The organism is Pandoraea nosoerga (genome assembly GCF_902459585.1).
Classification (GTDB): domain Bacteria; phylum Pseudomonadota; class Gammaproteobacteria; order Burkholderiales; family Burkholderiaceae; genus Pandoraea; species Pandoraea nosoerga.
Map to the genome: position 1 here is coordinate 133809 of NZ_CABPSC010000014.1, position 16170 is coordinate 149978.

The following is a 16170-nucleotide window of genomic DNA, read 5'->3' on the forward strand; positions in this document are numbered from 1 at the left end:
CGTCAGTGCTTGCCCGTGCTGCCGAAGCCGCCCGCGCCCCGATCGCTCTCGGGGAATTCGTCGACGATGTTCAGTGTCGCCTGCACGACCGGCACGATCACGAGTTGCGCGAGGCGCTCGAACGGATTGAGCACGAACGGCTCGTTGCCGCGGTTCCATGTCGAGACCATCAGCTGCCCCTGGTAGTCCGAGTCGATGAGCCCGACGAGGTTGCCCAGCACGATGCCATGCTTGTGCCCGAGGCCCGAGCGCGGCAGGATCAGCGCGGCGTAGCCCGGGTCGGCCAGGTGAATGGCCAGCCCCGTGGGTACGAGCACGGTCTGGCCCGCCTCGATGGTCAGCGGGGCGTCGAGGCAAGCGCGCAGGTCCAGCCCGGCACTGCCCGGCGTGGCGTAAGCGGGCAACTGCGAGCGCAGGCGTTCGTCGAGAATCTTGACGTCGAGTTTCATGGCGTTGGCTTGGGTCGATGCAATCAAAAGGTCAGTCGGCGGCGCGCAGCGAGAACGCCTGCGCGAGCAGTTCATGCGAACGCAGGCGCGCACGGTAGCTGCCCGCCACCGTCAGCACGACGATCTCGTCCGCCTCGAACTGCGCCTGCAATTCCAGCACGCGCTCGGTCACGCGTTCCGGGGTGCCGATGATACTACGGGCTTTCTCGCGGGCAATGACGGACCGCTCGCGCTCGCCGTACTGCGACCTGGCCTGCGCTGCCTGGGCCAGGCTCGGAATCGGCTCGTTCATGCCGTATGCCATCTGCACGCGACGCAGGTCGACGCCGGCTTCGAGCGCCTCGGCTTCGGCCTCGGTGTCGGCGCAAATGACGAAGAGCGCAACGGCGCAATAGGGCCGGGCGAGTTGACCCGGCACGAAGCGTTCGCGATAGGCCTGCGCGACGCGATGGCCGTAATGGGCGTTGATGAAGTGCGCGAAGCAGTAGCGCAGTCCGAGTTGCGCGGCGAGCAGGCCGCCGAACTCGCTCGAGCCGAGCACCCACAGCTCGGGGCGCGTGTCGACGGCAGGTTGCAGCAGTACGCCCCGATAGGGATGATCGTCGGCGAGCGTATCGCCAAAGAGGCCGGCCAGCTCGGCGACCTGCTGGGGGAAATGCTCGCCGGCGTCGTAAGGGCCCTTGGCGACCGCGCGTGCGGTGCGCATGTCGCCGCCGGGCGCGCGACCCACGCCGAGGTCGATCCGGTTCGGAAACAGCGCCTCGAGCATCAGGAACTGCTCGGCCAGTTTGAAGGGGCTGTAGTACGGCAGCATGACGCCGCCCGAGCCCACGCGCAGCCGTTTCGTCGCGCTCGCCAGACGCGCGATCATCACTTCGGGCGCCGGGTTGGCCACGCCGCGCAGCCCGTGGTGCTCGGCGCACCAGTAGCGCGTATAGCCGAGGTCGTCGGCGGCCTGGGCGAGCTCGACGGTCGCGGCGATGGCGTCGGCCACGCTGTGGCCGTGGATTACCGGCGTCTGATCGAGGATCGAGAGCTTGATGGGGGCGCGGGGATGGTCCATGAGGTCGGTTCCGGGCGGCCGGCGTTGGCGCGGGCCCAGGGTTGCGTCAATGTCAGTGGCCGCTGCCGGGGGCTGCGTGCGGCAGGCGCGCAATCATCAGGATCGCCACGATGCCGCCGAGCGCACCACACAGGAAGATCGAGGCGTAGCCGAAGTAATTTGCCACCAGCCCGGCCATCGGGCCGATCAAGCCCAGCGCGAGATCGAAAAACGCCGAATAGGCGGCCAGTGCGGCCCCGCGGTTCTGCGGCGGCACCGAGCGCAGCGCCTCCACGCCAAGCGCCGGGAACACCAGCGAGAAGCCGATGCCGGTCAGGCCGGCGCCGGCGAGCGCCATGTGCGGGTTGACGGCGCCCCACAGCAGGAACTGGCCGATCGCACTGAAGACGAGCGAGAACATGGCGACGCGGCGCCCGCCGAAGCGATCGACCGCATGGGCGAGCAGGATGCGCATGCCGATGAAGCAGGCGCTGTAGAGCGTGAGTGCGTATGCCGCGCCCGACCAGCCATGGCTCGCGTAGTACAGCGTGATGAACGCGGCAATGACCGCGTAGCCGATGCTCCCGAGCGTCATCGCCAGTCCCGGGCGCCATACGAGGCCCACCACCCGGAAAAACGGCAGGCGATTGCCGCCCACGGGGGCCGCGGCCGGCAGGCGCAGCGCGATGGCGAACGCAATGGCGGGCAGGACGATGTTGACGAGCGACACCACGGTGAAGCCCGCCGCTTGCAGCAGATACGCGCCCAACGGCGCGCCGGTGGCCAGCGCGGTGTACATCGATACGCCTTGCCACGAAATCGCCTTGCTTGCGTGCGCGGCGCCCAAGAGGCCAATGCCCCAGGACATCCCGCCGGTGAGGATGAGGCTTTCGCCGAAACCGAGCACCACGCGCCCGGCGATGAGCACGCTGAGCGCGAGCGCAGGTTGCGGCACGATCGACGCCACGAGATAGAGCACACCGGCCGCGCCGCAGCCGCACAGGCCGGTGAGCACCGCGCGACGCGGGCCGCGCGTGTCCACGGTACGCCCGGCGTAGGAGCGCAGGACGAGCGTGACGACCGACTGGATACCGATGGTGACGCCGACCACGAACGAGCCGTAGCCGAGCGTCTCGTGAACGTACACCGGCAGCACGGGCAGGGGCATGCCGATCGTCATGAAGCCGAAGAACATGATCGCGGCGAGCATGCTCAGTGTCCCGTAGACACTGACGGCGGGCCGCACGGGCGAGGAGGGTTGCGTCATGTTGTGATGGTTATCGTGTGCGACGGCCCGAAGGCGTCGATCAGCGGGGCGCACGCGAGGGAAGACGGGCGGCGATCTCGATGATCAGGCTTCGCGCGAGCGCATGCTTGTCGGCGCGCGGCAGGCGTTTCTGGCCGGCGTCGTCGAACAGGATGACCTCGTTGTCGTCCTGGCCGAACGTGGCCGGTCCGAGGTTGCCGACGAGCAGCGGGATTTGCTTGCGGGCGCGCTTTTGCGCGCCGTGCTTCTCCAGATCGCCCGATTCGGCCGCAAAACCCACGCAATACGGCGGCTTTGGCAACCGCGCCACGGCCGCGAGGATATCGGGGTTCTGCACGAACTCGAGGGTCGGCACGTCGGTCTCGCCGGTCTTCTTGATCTTCTCGCGCGCCACGTCGCGCACGCGCCAGTCGGCAACGGCGGCCACGGCAATGAAGATGTCGTTGCGTGCGGCGTCGGCCATCACGGCGTCGTACATCTGCCGGGCGGTCTGCACGTTGCTGCGCGTCACACCCCACGGCGTGGCGAGCGACGTCGGCCCGGCCACCAGATGCACGTCGGCGCCGGCCTGTGCGGCCGCGCGCGCGAGGGCGAAGCCCATCTTGCCGCTCGAAAGGTTGGTCAGGCCGCGCACCGGGTCGATCGGCTCGAACGTCGGGCCGGCAGTGATCAGTACGCGGCGGCCGGCCAGCCGCTTGGGCTGGAAGAAGCTGATCATCGCCTCGCAGAGCGCTTCGGGTTCGAGCATGCGCCCGTCGCCGACTTCGCCGCACGCCTGATCGCCGCTGTCCGGGCCCAGGAGGGTGACGCCGTCGCCGCGCAGCGTGGCCGCGTTGCGTTGCGTTGCCGGATTGGCCCACATCTGACGGTTCATCGCCGGGGCGACGAGCAAGGGGCAATCGCGCGCCACGCACAGCGTGCAGAGCAGATCGTCGGCCATGCCGTGCGCGAGCTTGGCGAGAAAGTCGGTCGAGGCGGGGGCGATGAGGATGGCGTCGGCCTCGCGCGAGAGATCGATGTGCGCCATGTTGTTGTCGATGCGGCTGTCCCACTGGCTGGTGAAGACGGGCCGGCCCGAGAGCGCCTGCATCGTGAGCGGCGTGATGAATTGCGTGGCGGCATCGGTCATGACGACCTGTACCGCCGCGCCGGCCTTGATGAGCAAACGCGTGAGTTCTGCCGACTTGTAGCAGGCGATGCCGCCCGTCAGGCCGAGAACGATGGTCTTGCCCGCAAGTTCACCGCGATCCATAGGAAAATGCTCCTCCAAAGTGCCGCGCGGCGCCTCCGGGGCGCCGCGACGGTGTGCGCATCGCCGCGTGTGCGGTGCCGTGGCACCGCGCACGCGGCGCGCCGCAAGTCCTGCCGCGGCGGCGCTATTTGCCGCGCCGCACGCGTCGCAACTCGTCGATCACCAGCAGCACCGCGCCCACGCAAATGGCCGAGTCGGCCACGTTGAACGCCGGCCAGTGCCAGCCGCCGACGTGAAAGTCGAGAAAGTCGACCACATGTCCGTAGATCACGCGATCGATCACGTTGCCCAGCGCGCCGCCGAGAATCAGCGAGAGCGACAGGCAGAACATTTTCTGACCATGGTGACGCTTGAGCAGCCAGATGATCACCGCGGCCGCCACCACGCCCAGCAGCGTGAAGAACCAGCGCTGCCAGCCGCCGGCCGCGGCCAGGAAGCTGAAGGCCGCGCCCTTGTTGTACACCAGCACCAGATTGAAGAACGACGTCAGCGGACGGAATTCGCCGTACTGAAACGTTTTCAGGATGGTGAGCTTGGTGACCTGGTCGAGCAGAATCGCAATGACCGCAATGCCAAGCCACGGCGCCAGACCGAAGCCTGCGCTGCCGCGGGCCCCGCTGCCATTTCCGCCGTTACGCCTTGCGCCCGCACGAGCGCCTGCTTTGCCCGCCATTATGCCGCGCTCCGGTGTTCGCCGCTGCCGAACAGGTTCGACACGCAGCGCCCGCACAGGGTCGGATGCGCGGCGTCTGCGCCCACGTCTTCACGGTAGTGCCAGCAGCGCTCGCACTTCTGGTGCGACGACGGCGTGACCACCACGCCTTCGTCGGCTTCGGTCGCGACCTGCGTGACCGAAGCGGCCGACGTGATCAGCACGAAGCGCAGGTCATCTCCGAGGCTGGCGAGCACGTCGAACTTGCGACCCGATACGCGCACCTCCACCTCGGCCTGCAGCGACGAGCCGATCTGCTCGGCGGCGCGCGCTTCTTCCAACGCCTTGGTCACGTCGCCGCGCACCGTGCGCAGCAGGTGCCACTTCTCGAGCAGACGCGTGCCTTCGGCGACTTCCGGATAGGTGTAGAACGTCTCGGTGAAGATCGTGTCGTTGCCCGGCTGGAACACCTGCCACGCTTCTTCCGCCGTGAACGACAGGAACGGCGACATCAGCTTGAGCAGCCCGTGCGTGATGTGATACAGCGCGTTCTGTGCGGCGCGGCGTGCCGGCGCGTCTGGTGCGCTCGTGTACAGCCGGTCCTTGAGGATGTCGAGATAGAAGCCGCCGAGATCCTCCGAGCAGAATGTCTGCAGCTTGGCCACGACCGGGTGGAATTCGTAGCGGTCGTAGTGGCTCAGCACTTCAGTCTGCAGCGACTGCGCCAGCGCCACCGCGTAGCGATCGATTTCCAGCCATTGGTCCTGCGCCAGCGCGTGCTTCGCGTGGTCGTAGTCGGCCAGGTTCGCGAGCAAAAAGCGCAGCGTGTTGCGGATGCGGCGATAGCTCTCGACCACGCGCTTGAGAATTTCGTCGGAGATCGACAGCTCGCCCGAGTAGTCGGTCGATGCCACCCACAGGCGAATGATCTCGGCGCCGAGCTTGCCCGCGACTTCCTGCGGCACGATCGTGTTGCCGACCGACTTCGACATCTTGCGGCCCTGGCCGTCGACGGTAAAGCCGTGCGTGAGCAGCGCCTTGTACGGCGCGCGGCCGTCGAGCATCGAGGCGGTGAGCAGCGACGAGTGGAACCAGCCGCGGTGCTGGTCCGAGCCTTCCAGGTACAGGTCGGCGGGAAAGCCCAGCTCGTGCGCGTGCGAGCCGCGCAGCACGTGCCAGTGCGTCGTGCCCGAGTCGAACCAAACATCGAGCGTGTCGCGGTTCTTCACGTAGTCCCTGGCCTCATCGCCCAGCAGTTCGACCGGATCGAGCGTCTGCCAGGCCTCGATGCCTTCGGTTTCCACGCGCTTGGCCACGGCTTCGAGCAGCTCCGGCGTGCGCGGATGCAGCGCGCCGGTTTCCTTGTGCACGAACAACGCCATCGGCACGCCCCACTGGCGCTGGCGGGAGAGCGTCCAGTCCGGGCGGTGCGCGATCATGTTGTGCAGGCGCTGCTTGCCCCAGGACGGGAAGAACTCGGTCGCCTCGATGGCGGCCAGCGCGATCTCGCGCAGCGTCTTGCCGCCACCCGGCGCACCGGCGGCCGGCGCCACGTCCATGCCCGCGAACCACTGGTTCGTCGCGCGATAGATGATCGGCGTCTTGTGGCGCCAGCAGTGCATGTAACTGTGCGTGTACTTGAACGAGTGGAACAGCGAGCCGGCTTCGCGCAGCGCTTCGACGATGTGCGGATTGGCGTCCCAGATCGACTGGCCGCCGAACAGCGGCAGGCTGTCCTGGTAGCGGCCGTCGCCGAGCACGGGCATGCGGATCTCCGAGTCAGGCATGTCGTGCGCCTTGCATGACAGGAAGTCTTCCACGCCGTAGGCCGGCGCCGAGTGGACGATGCCCGTGCCGGTATCGGTTGTCACGTAGTCGCCCAGATAGATCGGCGAGGTGCGATCGTAGCCGGCGTCGGCCTTGGCGAGCGGATGACGAAAGCGGATGAGCGAGAGTGCTTCGCCCTTCGTGCGCGCGATGATCTCGCCATGCAGGCCGTAGGTCTTCAGGCACGCTTCGACACGCTCGGTCGCGAGGATCAGCAAGCCGCGCTCGGTCGAGACCAGCGCGTATTCGACTTCCGGATGGACGTTGAGCGCCTGGTTGGACGGGATGGTCCACGGCGTGGTCGTCCAGATGACGATGTAGCCGTCTTCGCGCGGGAGCCTGGACAGACCGAATGCCGCGGCCACTTTCTCCGGCTCGGCGAAGGCGAAGCCCACGTCGATCGCCAGATCGGTCTTGTCCTTGTATTCGACCTCTGCTTCGGCCAGTGCCGAGCCACAGTCGAAACACCAGTTCACCGGCTTCAGGCCGCGGTACACATAGCCGTTCTCCATGATCCTGGCGAGCGCACGAAGCTCGTCGGCTTCGTTCGAGAAGTTCATGGTCTTGTACGGATTGTCCCAGTCACCGAGCACGCCCAGACGCTGGAAGTCCGCCTTCTGCCGCTCGATCTGCACGGCCGCGTAGGCGCGCGCCTTCTCCTGCACTTCACGCACAGGCAGGTGCTTGCCGAACTGCTTCTCGATCTGGATTTCGATGGGCATGCCGTGGCAGTCCCAGCCCGGCACGTAAGCGGCGTCGAACCCCGCGAGGCTGCGCGCCTTGACGATCATGTCCTTGAGGATCTTGTTGACCGCGTGGCCGATGTGGATGTCACCGTTCGCATACGGCGGGCCGTCGTGCAGGATGAACTTCGGGCGGCCCTTGCTCGCGCGGCGGATCTTGTCGTAGATCTTTTTTTCCTGCCATTGCTTGACCCACAGCGGCTCGCGCTTGGGCAGGTCGCCGCGCATCGGGAACGGCGTGTCCAGCAAGTTGACGGGATATTTGCTCGGTGCTTTCTTTTCGCTCATGGTGCTTCGCTACGAATTTTGGAATATCGGGTGTGGGGCGCTCGCGCCGGCCGTCTCGCCGTGCGCTCTTGTGCGGCGCCCGCGGCCAGGGCCGAAGGCGGCGGGTCGCGCGCGTGGCGCGGGGCGCCGGCGCACGCGGGCGAAGATCAACTAATTCGGTCGGTGGCCGAGGTGGCGAAGTCGCGTCGTGCGCTCGGACCGTTGGCGTCGAGCGCATGGGCGAAGTAGGCGCGCGCCTCGCGCGTGTCCTGCGCGATGGCGGCTTCGAGTTCGGCCAGGCCGTCGAATTTCGCTTCGTCGCGCAGTTTCTGCAGGAATTCCACGCGCACCAGCTTGCCGTAGCAATCGCCGACGAAATCGAGCAGATGCACTTCGAGCAGCACGCGCCCGGAGTCGTCCACGGTGGGGCGCAGTCCCATGCTGGCCACGGCCGGCAGCGCCCGCTCGGCCAGGCCGTGCACCTGCACCACGAAAATGCCCGAGAGGGCCGGGTGCTTGTGCGCGATGCGCAGGTTCAGCGTGGGGAAGCCGAGCTTGCGGCCCAGCTTCATGCCGTGCACCACGTGGCCCGTGATGGCGTAAGGGCGGCCCAGCAGCGCGTGGGCGCGCTCGAAGTTGCCGTCGGCCAGCGCCGCGCGCACTTCCGAGCTGGAGATGCGCACGCCGTCGTGCGCGATGGTCGGCATCTGCTCGACGACGAAGTCGAAGCGCCGGCCCGCGTCGCGCAGGTACTCGATGTCGCCTGCGCGCTTGGCGCCGAAGCGGAAGTCGTCGCCCACGAGCAGCCAGCGCGTGTGCAGGCCGTCGACGATGATGTTGCGCACGAAGTCTTCGGGCGATTGGCCGGCGAAATGGGCGTTGAAGTGCTCCACTACCAGCCGGTCGACGCCGTGCGCGCGCAGCGCCTCGAATTTGTCACGCAGGTTCGAGATGCGCGCGGGTGCCTTGTCGGGCGTGAAGTACTCGCGCGGATGCGGCTCGAACGTCATCACGCACACCGGCAGGCCGCGCGCGGCCCCTGCGGCGCGCACGCGCGCGAGCAGCGCCTGATGGCCCAGGTGCACGCCGTCGAAATTGCCGATCGTCAGCACGCAGGGCGCTTTGCTTTGCGCGTTGGGTAGACCCCGGAAGACTCGCACGATAAAGGAAGCGTCAGTACAGGACGTTGAGTGAGCGTTGGTGGAACCGGGCGGCGGGCAGCGAGGGGCCGGCGGCCTGCGGCGGCGGGACGGGCCCGGTGGCGCAGGACGGCCGATCCGACATTGCGGCGCCGCAGAACGTTGAATTATAAACGCTTCGGGGCCTTCGCGGCGCGGATCGGCTGTCTGGTGCGACGCGCCAATGATAAAATCCGCCGATGAAGAACATTGTGATCCTGATTTCCGGACGAGGCAGCAATATGCAGGCCATCGTCCGCGCCTGTACCGCCGAAGGCTGGCCGGCCCGCGTGGCCGCCGTCATCGCCAATCGCGCCGAGGCCGAAGGCCTGGCGTTCGCGCAGCAACACGGCATCGCCACGGCTGTCGTGCCGAGCCGCGGCAAGACCCGCGAGGCGTTCGACGCCGAACTGGCCGCCGAAATCGACCGCCATCGGCCGGATCTGGTCGTGCTCGCCGGTTTCATGCGCATTCTCACACCGGAATTCACCGAGCGCTACGCGGGCCGGCTCGTCAACATCCATCCGTCTTTGCTGCCCGCGTTCACGGGCCTGCAGACGCACGCCCGCGCGCTCGAGGCCGGCTGCAAGATCGTCGGCGCGACCGTGCATTTCGTCACGGCCGATCTCGATCACGGCCCCTTCGTGCTGCAGGCGGCGGTGCCCGTGCGCGCCGGCGACACGCCGCAGACGCTCGCGGCGCGCATCCTGCCGCTCGAACACATCATTTATCCGCGCGCCGTGCGCTGGTTCGTGGAAGATCGTCTGATCGTGGCCGATGGCCGCGTGACGGTCAAACCCGCCGCCGACGGCACGCCTGAACCGCAATGGCTCTTTGGTGAGGACGCATGAGCACACGCCCGACCCAGCGCCGCGATGGCGCACACACCGGCAGCCGCCACGGCGGCAAGTCATTCGATTCGCGCAACGCGGCCAAGGGCAGCCGGGGCGGCCGTCCCGGCGCCGAACGTCGCCACGGGGCGCCCGAAGCGCCGCCGGCCGAGAGCGCGCGCATGCGCGGCGAGCGACTCTCGCCGGCGCTGTTCGAGCACACGCAGATGCTGCTCGGCAGCGTGCTCAAGTTCACCGGTCCGGCCGACACCCTCGTGAGCACGTACTTCCGCGCGAACGCCAAGCTGGGCCACCGCGAGCGCGGCGTGCTTGCCGAGACGGTCTTCGCCATCCTGCGCCGCAAGCTCGAGTTCGGCCAGCACGCCACGAGCGGCACGGGGCCGCTGGAGCGCCGTCTGGCGCTGCTCGGACTGGCGTTCACGCGCGGCATCGCCTCGGTGGAACTCGTGGCCACGCCGGAGGAGGCCGCGTGGCTCGAGCACGTCGGTCAGATCGATCCGGCGAGCCTCGCCGCGCGGGTGCGCACCAACCTGCCGGAGTGGCTCTACGAACGTCTGGCCAGGCGCTTCGACGCGCAGGAACTCGAAGCGCTGGCCGCCGCGCTCAACCAGCCCGCGCCGCTCGACTGCCGCGTGAACGTGGTCAAGGCGAGCCGCGACGACGTGCTCGCCCAGCTGCGCGCCGACGGTTTCTCTGCCGAGCCGACGCCTTTCGCGCCGAACGGCATTCGTCTGGCGGGCAAGCCGGCGCTGCAGAAGCATCCGCTTTTCATGTCGGGGGCGATCGAAGTGCAGGACGAGGGCAGCCAGTTGTTGTGCCAGCTCGTGGCGCCGCGTCGCGGCGAGATGATCGTCGATTTCTGCGCCGGCGCGGGGGGCAAGACGCTCGCCATTGGCGCGCAGATGCGCTCGACGGGCCGTCTGTATGCGTTCGACGTGTCGGAAAAGCGCCTCGCCAAGCTCAAGCCGCGTCTGGCGCGCAGCGGGTTGTCGAACGTCTATCCGGTCATGATCGACAGCGAGAACGACAGCAAGATCAAGCGTCTGGCGGGCAAGATCGATCGCGTGCTCGTCGACGCGCCGTGCAGCGGGCTCGGCACGCTGCGTCGCAATCCCGATCTGAAATGGCGCCAGTCGCCGCAGTCGGTCGAGGAGCTCACGCACAAGCAGGCGTCTATCCTCGCGAGCGCCGCGCGTCTGGTCAAACCGGGCGGCCGTCTCGTGTACGCTACGTGCAGTTTGCTGACGGAGGAAAATGGCGAGATTGCCGAGGCGTTTGCCGCGGCGCATCCGGAGTTCGTGCTGGTGCCGGCCAACGAGCTGCTCGCCTCGCAGAAGATCGGCCTCGGTAGCGGGGGCGGTAGCGGGGCGGGTAGCGGGGCCGATCGCGGTCTGGACACGGGCAAGTATCTCGAACTGCTGCCGCACCGCCACGCGACCGACGGCTTCTTTGCCGCCGTGTTCGAGCGCCGTCCGGCCTGAGGCCGGAGGCGGCGGCCGCCGGCCTATAACAAGAGAGATCGCAATGCAGGAAAGTCCGGCTTTCGCGAAATTGGTGCGGGACGTCGTTCGTGATTTCGGCGACCCGCAGATCGTCTGGCAGATCGTGGCGCTCGTCGGGGCGCTCACCGTCGCGTTCATGGTGCGACGCTGGATGATCGGTCGGCTCGAACGCCATTTCGAGCGCGTGGCGCCCGCGCGGCGGGCGGGTTCGTCGAGCCTGCGCCGCTCGTTCTTCCCGATGTTCGGCTGGATGTGCGTGGCGCTCACACGCGTGGTGCTGCAGGAATATATGCGCGTGTCGCTGCTGCGGCTCGCGGAGGTGCCGCTGTTCGGCACGGCACTCATCTACCTGGCGTTCTACTTCGCGCGGCGCCTGTTCGCCTCGTCGCCGCACGCTTACGGGCTGCTCAAGATCTTCGAGCGCGTATTCACGCTGTTCGCCTGGCTGTCGATGCTTGCCTACGTGCTGGGCGTGCACGACGACATCCTCACATGGCTGGGCAGCGTGCGATTCGCCGTCGGCGCGAGCCATCTGACGCTCCTCTCCATCCTGTCGGGACTGCTCTGGATCGGCGTGACGCTGGTGCTGGCCATGTGGGTCGGCTCACTGATCGAAGACCGGATCGTGCGCACCAGCACGCTCGACGGCAACCTCAAAGTGGTGCTCTCACGGCTGGTGAAGGGGGTACTCACCCTCATCGCCGTGCTCGCCACGCTGTCGTTCGTCGGCATCGACATCACGGTGCTCGGCGTGTTCGGCGGCGCGCTCGGCGTGGGGCTCGGTTTCGGCCTGCAGAAGATCGCGTCGAACCTCGTGTCGGGCTTCATCATCCTGCTCGACCGGTCGGTGCGCATCGGCGATCTCATCACGATCAGCCCGTACCACGGCACGGTCTCGCAGATCAATACGCGTTACACGGTGGTGCGCGGGCTCGACGGCGTGGAAGCGCTCGTGCCCAACGAGCAACTCGTGACGAACGTCGTGCAGAACCACTCTTTTACCGAGACGCGCGGCCGCGCCAAGGTGAACGTGCAGGTCGCGTACAGCGCCGATGTCGAACTGGCGATGCAACTGATGCTCAAGGCCGCCGAGGGGATCCCCCGCGTGCTGAGCGATCCGCCCCCTTTGGCATTGCTGCTCAACTTCGGCGCCGATGGGATGGATCTTGAAATGGGGTTTTGGATACAGGACCCGGCACAGGGCAGCGGAGCTATCCGCTCCGAGATCAATATGCGGATTTGGCGCACATTTCGCGAGCATGGCATTGAAATTCCGTATGCACAGCGCGAAATACGCATTCTGAATGACTGGGCAGAGGGCGTGCCGGGCGCGTTCGCCGCTCAGGCGGGTTTACCGCCGGCCTCGGGGGCGGCAAACCCGCAAGCGCTGCCCGGCGCCGCGCAGACGCCCCCGCAGGCGGATGACGGCGTAAAGACGGCGCCGTAGACGCACTCGCCTACGGCGGCGGGTTGACCTGCGACAAAATGCGTGGCGGGCAGGCTACACACGGGCAACAGTCCGTCGGGTAAAATGCCCCCAAACCATAACAACCGACGTTCACCGGCACGTTTTCCGCCCATCTCGCCCCGGCTTCAGCAACTTGCCGACCTCCAGCGAATCCAAGCGTCAAGCGAGCGTAAGAACGAGACCTGACGCGGTGGCGGTGCAAGCCGCCCGGACCCGACAAGACAAGGCACGGCGGCTTGCCGTGATTGTTACTGTATTGATTAGTTTGGAGTGATATTTTGCTGGACAGTCTCCTTGGATTTCTCTCGACCGGCCTGCTCCACTGGAGCGGCTGGAAGATCACGTTGTTCACGCTGGGGCTCACCCATGTGACCATCGCGGCCGTCACGATCTATCTGCACCGCTGCCAGGCGCACCGCGCGCTGGACGTGCATCCGATCGTCTCGCACTTCTTCCGTTTCTGGCTGTGGATGACGACCGGCATGGTCACCAGCGAATGGGCCGCCATCCATCGCAAGCACCACGCCAAGTGCGAAACGCCGGAAGACCCGCACAGCCCGCAGACGCGCGGGCTGTGGAAGGTGCTCGCCGAAGGGGCCGAGCTCTATCGCGCCGAGGCGAAGAACGAAGAGACGCTGCGCAAGTTCAGCCACGGCACGCCGAATGACTGGATCGAAAATCATGTCTACAAGCGCTATCCGATCCTCGGCGTGAGTCTCATGATGATCATCGACATCGCGCTGTTCGGCGCCATCGGTCTGACCGTGTGGGCCGTGCAGATGGTGTGGATTCCGTTCTGGGCGGCCGGGGTGGTCAACGGTCTGGGCCACTACTGGGGCTACCGCAATTTCAACTGCGCGGACGCGTCGACGAACCTGCTGCCGTGGGGCATCATCATCGGCGGCGAAGAATTGCACAACAACCATCACACGTATGCCACGTCGGCCAAGCTGTCGAACAAGTGGTACGAGTTCGATATCGGCTGGATGTACATCCGCATGCTCTCGGCCGTGGGACTCGCCAAGGTGAAGAAGATCGCGCCGACGCCCAAGCTCGCGAAGAACAAGGCTGCCTGCGACGACGATACGCTGCAGGCCGTGCTCTCGAACCGCTACGAAGTGATGGCGCGCTATGCCAAGACCTTCAAGCGCGCCTATGGCGAGGAACTGGCGCGCTTCAAGGAAAAGCGTCTGCATGGCGAGTATCAGCTGCTGCGCGGTGCGCGCAAGTGGCTGCATCACGACGAAGCGTCGCTGCAGGAGCCGCAGAAGCAGCAACTGGGCGAGATCTTCGCGCACAGCAATGCGGTGAAGACATACTACGAACTGCGCCGCGAGCTGGCCGGCATCTGGGAGCGTTCCAACGCCTCGCGCGAGCAACTGCTGAGCCAGTTGCAGAACTGGTGCCATCGCGCGGAGCAAAGTGGTATTCACGCGCTGCAGGAATTTGCTTCGCGCCTGCGCCGCTACGCGTGAACGGTCTCAGCCAGAATTGCGTTTTTGACGCATAATCGAAACCCCGCTACGGCGGGGTTTTTGTCATTCCCGGTCCCCACGGACCACGTGAACATGAACGCCTCACTCAAATCCGTAGAATTCGAGCGCCCCGCACCGAGCGGCGCCACGTGCGTTGCCCAGGCGTGGGCGCGCGTCCCGGAGACACCGTCGCAGGAGGAGCGCACCGCGCTCAAGGCCCGTATCAAGCGCCTGCTCGTCGAGCGCGATGCCGTGCTGGTGGCCCACTACTACGTCGATTCGGACTTGCAGGATCTCGCCGAGGAGACCGGCGGCTGCGTGGCCGATTCGCTCGAAATGGCGCGTTTCGGCCGCAACCATCCCGCCAAGACGCTCGTGGTGGCCGGCGTCCGCTTCATGGGCGAAACCTCCAAGATTCTCAGTCCCGAAAAACGCATTCTGATGCCGGATCTGGAGGCGACCTGCTCGCTCGATCTGGGCTGCCCCGCCGACGAGTTCGCCGCTTTCTGCGATGCGCACCCCGACCGCACGGTCGTGGTGTACGCGAATACCAGTGCGGCGGTGAAGGCGCGGGCCGACTGGATGGTGACCTCCTCCATCGGGCTGGAGATCGTTGCGCATCTGCACGCGCAGGGCAAGAAGATCCTGTGGGCGCCGGACCGCCACCTGGGCAGCTACGTCCAGAAGCAGACGGGCGCCGACATGTTGCTGTGGCAGGGCGCGTGTCTCGTGCACGACGAATTCAAGGGGACGGAGCTGGAGCTGCTGCGCCGCGAATTTCCGAACGCCAAGGTGCTGGTGCATCCGGAGTCGCCGGCGTCGGTCGTCGAGCAGGCCGACGTGGTCGGCTCCACCTCGCAGATGATTGCCGCCGCGCAGACCATGGACGCGACCGAGTTCATCGTCGCGACCGACAACGGCATCCTGCACAAGATGCGGGCCGCGGCGCCGGGCAAACGTTTCATCGAAGCGCCGACGGCGGGCAACAGCGCCACGTGCAAGAGCTGTGCGCACTGCCCGTGGATGGCCATGAACAGTCTGCAGAATCTGGCTGACGTGCTGGAGTCGGGACGAAACGAGATCCACGTCGATCCGGACATCGGGCAGCGCGCCCATACCTGTATCGACCGCATGTTGACGTTCGCCGAGGCGCGTAAGCAGAATGTGCGCGCCAGCGGCGATTTCGCGCGCGACGGCGCGCTGTTTGCCGGTGTAGGCCCCGCATGACGACGCAATCCCGACTCCTGAGCACCGACGAGGCGCTCTCTCCCGAATTCGCCAGCTTCGGCGAACCGCTCGAAGCTGCCCTGTCGCGCAATGTTCGCGACGCGCTCGAAGAAGACATCGGCGCCGGCGATCTGACCGGTCTGCTCGTACCCGCCGACGAAATGGCGCACGCGCGCATCATCGTGCGCGAGTCGGCGGTGCTGTGCGGCGTGCGCTGGTTCGAGCGCTGCATGAAGGGCGTGGACGCCTCCGTGCGTGTGCAATGGCATTACCGCGAAGGCGATCGCATGACGCCCGATTCGTCGGTTTGTGACATCTACGGCCCCGCGCGCGCGTTGCTCACCGGTGAGCGCACGTCGATGAACTTCCTGCAGATGCTCTCCGGTGTTGCGACTGCGGTGCGCCGATACGCCGATATCGTCGAGGGTACGAAAGCCCGGGTGCTCGACACGCGCAAGACGCTGCCGGGCCTGCGCCTCGCGCAGAAGTTTGCCGTGCGTGTCGGCGGCGGCGCCAATCAACGTCTCGCGCTCTACGACGGCATTCTCATCAAGGAGAATCACATCGCGGCCGCAGGCGGTATTCGGCAGGTGCTCGCCAACGCCGATCGTCTGGCCGACGGGGTGCCGGTGCAGATCGAAGTGGAGTCGCTCGAAGAGCTCGAAACGGCGCTCGAGTGTGGCGCCAAGTCGATCCTGCTCGACAATTTCTCGCTGGAAATGATGCGCGAGGCCGCGCGCGTGACGGATGGACGTGCGGTACTCGAAGCCTCGGGCGGCATCAACCTCGAGACGTTGCGCGCGATTGCCGAGACGGGCGTCGACCGGATTTCGGTCGGGGGGCTGACCAAGGACGTGCGCGCCGCAGACTTCTCGATGCGAATTCTGGAGACGGTCGGTTAAGCCCTCGGGCGATTCCCATCGTCTGGCGCCAGGCCGCGCCAGACGCACGTCAGGGCGGCATCACCGAC

13 protein-coding genes are annotated in these 16170 nt (G+C 66.7%); 6 read left to right on the forward strand and 7 right to left on the reverse strand.

What is annotated here, in order from left to right:
* Positions 1 to 2: 2 nt before the first annotated feature.
* From dut to PNO31109_RS17540, 7 genes are all read right to left on the reverse strand, one after another.
* Positions 3 to 449, reverse strand: a complete 447-nt coding sequence (gene dut, locus PNO31109_RS17510) for a dUTP diphosphatase (RefSeq protein ID WP_150556736.1) — start codon at positions 447 to 449, stop codon at positions 3 to 5.
* Between the two features lie 31 nt (positions 450 to 480).
* On the reverse strand, positions 481 to 1512 hold the full coding sequence (locus PNO31109_RS17515; protein ID WP_150556737.1) for an LLM class flavin-dependent oxidoreductase: 1032 nt from the start codon (positions 1510 to 1512) through the stop codon (positions 481 to 483).
* A 52-nt stretch (positions 1513 to 1564) separates the two neighbouring features.
* A complete protein-coding gene (locus PNO31109_RS17520) occupies positions 1565 to 2758 on the reverse strand; it encodes an MFS transporter (protein WP_150556738.1) in 1194 nt (397 codons plus the stop codon).
* A 40-nt stretch (positions 2759 to 2798) separates the two neighbouring features.
* Complete coding sequence (gene coaBC, locus PNO31109_RS17525) at positions 2799 to 4010, reverse strand: bifunctional phosphopantothenoylcysteine decarboxylase/phosphopantothenate--cysteine ligase CoaBC (RefSeq protein ID WP_150556739.1); 1212 nt, start codon at positions 4008 to 4010, stop codon at positions 2799 to 2801.
* A 124-nt stretch (positions 4011 to 4134) separates the two neighbouring features.
* Positions 4135 to 4683, reverse strand: a complete 549-nt coding sequence (gene lspA, locus PNO31109_RS17530; RefSeq protein WP_150556740.1) for a signal peptidase II — start codon at positions 4681 to 4683, stop codon at positions 4135 to 4137.
* Positions 4683 to 7520, reverse strand: coding sequence for an isoleucine--tRNA ligase (ileS, locus tag PNO31109_RS17535; RefSeq protein ID WP_150556741.1), 2838 nt, complete (start codon positions 7518 to 7520; stop codon positions 4683 to 4685). The genes lspA and ileS overlap by 1 nt, the downstream gene beginning before the upstream one ends.
* A gap of 146 nt (positions 7521 to 7666) precedes the next feature.
* Entirely contained in the window at positions 7667 to 8659 is a 993-nt protein-coding gene (locus tag PNO31109_RS17540) for a bifunctional riboflavin kinase/FAD synthetase (RefSeq protein ID WP_150556742.1), read from the reverse strand.
* A 218-nt stretch (positions 8660 to 8877) separates the two neighbouring features.
* Between PNO31109_RS17540 and purN the strand changes: the two genes are divergently transcribed.
* The 6 genes from purN (at position 8878) to nadC (ending at position 16102) form a co-directional block, all read left to right on the forward strand.
* Entirely contained in the window at positions 8878 to 9528 is a 651-nt protein-coding gene (gene purN, locus PNO31109_RS17550; RefSeq protein WP_150556744.1) for a phosphoribosylglycinamide formyltransferase, read from the forward strand.
* Positions 9529 to 9689: 161 nt separating this feature from the next.
* Positions 9690 to 11009: an RsmB/NOP family class I SAM-dependent RNA methyltransferase gene (locus PNO31109_RS17555; protein WP_150556774.1), complete on the forward strand. Its 1320-nt coding sequence runs from the start codon at positions 9690 to 9692 to the stop codon at positions 11007 to 11009.
* A 43-nt stretch (positions 11010 to 11052) separates the two neighbouring features.
* Positions 11053 to 12477, forward strand: coding sequence for a mechanosensitive ion channel family protein (locus tag PNO31109_RS17560; RefSeq protein WP_150556745.1), 1425 nt, complete (start codon positions 11053 to 11055; stop codon positions 12475 to 12477).
* 299 nt (positions 12478 to 12776) lie between these two features.
* Positions 12777 to 13973, forward strand: a complete 1197-nt coding sequence (locus PNO31109_RS17565) for a DesA family fatty acid desaturase (protein ID WP_150556746.1) — start codon at positions 12777 to 12779, stop codon at positions 13971 to 13973.
* Between the two features lie 93 nt (positions 13974 to 14066).
* On the forward strand, positions 14067 to 15200 hold the full coding sequence (gene nadA, locus PNO31109_RS17570) for a quinolinate synthase NadA (RefSeq protein ID WP_150556747.1): 1134 nt from the start codon (positions 14067 to 14069) through the stop codon (positions 15198 to 15200).
* The gene (gene nadC, locus PNO31109_RS17575; protein ID WP_241014072.1) at positions 15197 to 16102 is read left to right on the forward strand and encodes a carboxylating nicotinate-nucleotide diphosphorylase; all 906 of its coding nucleotides are present in this window, start codon (positions 15197 to 15199) and stop codon (positions 16100 to 16102) included. Before nadA ends, nadC begins: the two co-directional genes overlap by 4 nt.
* Positions 16103 to 16170: the final 68 nt, after the last annotated feature.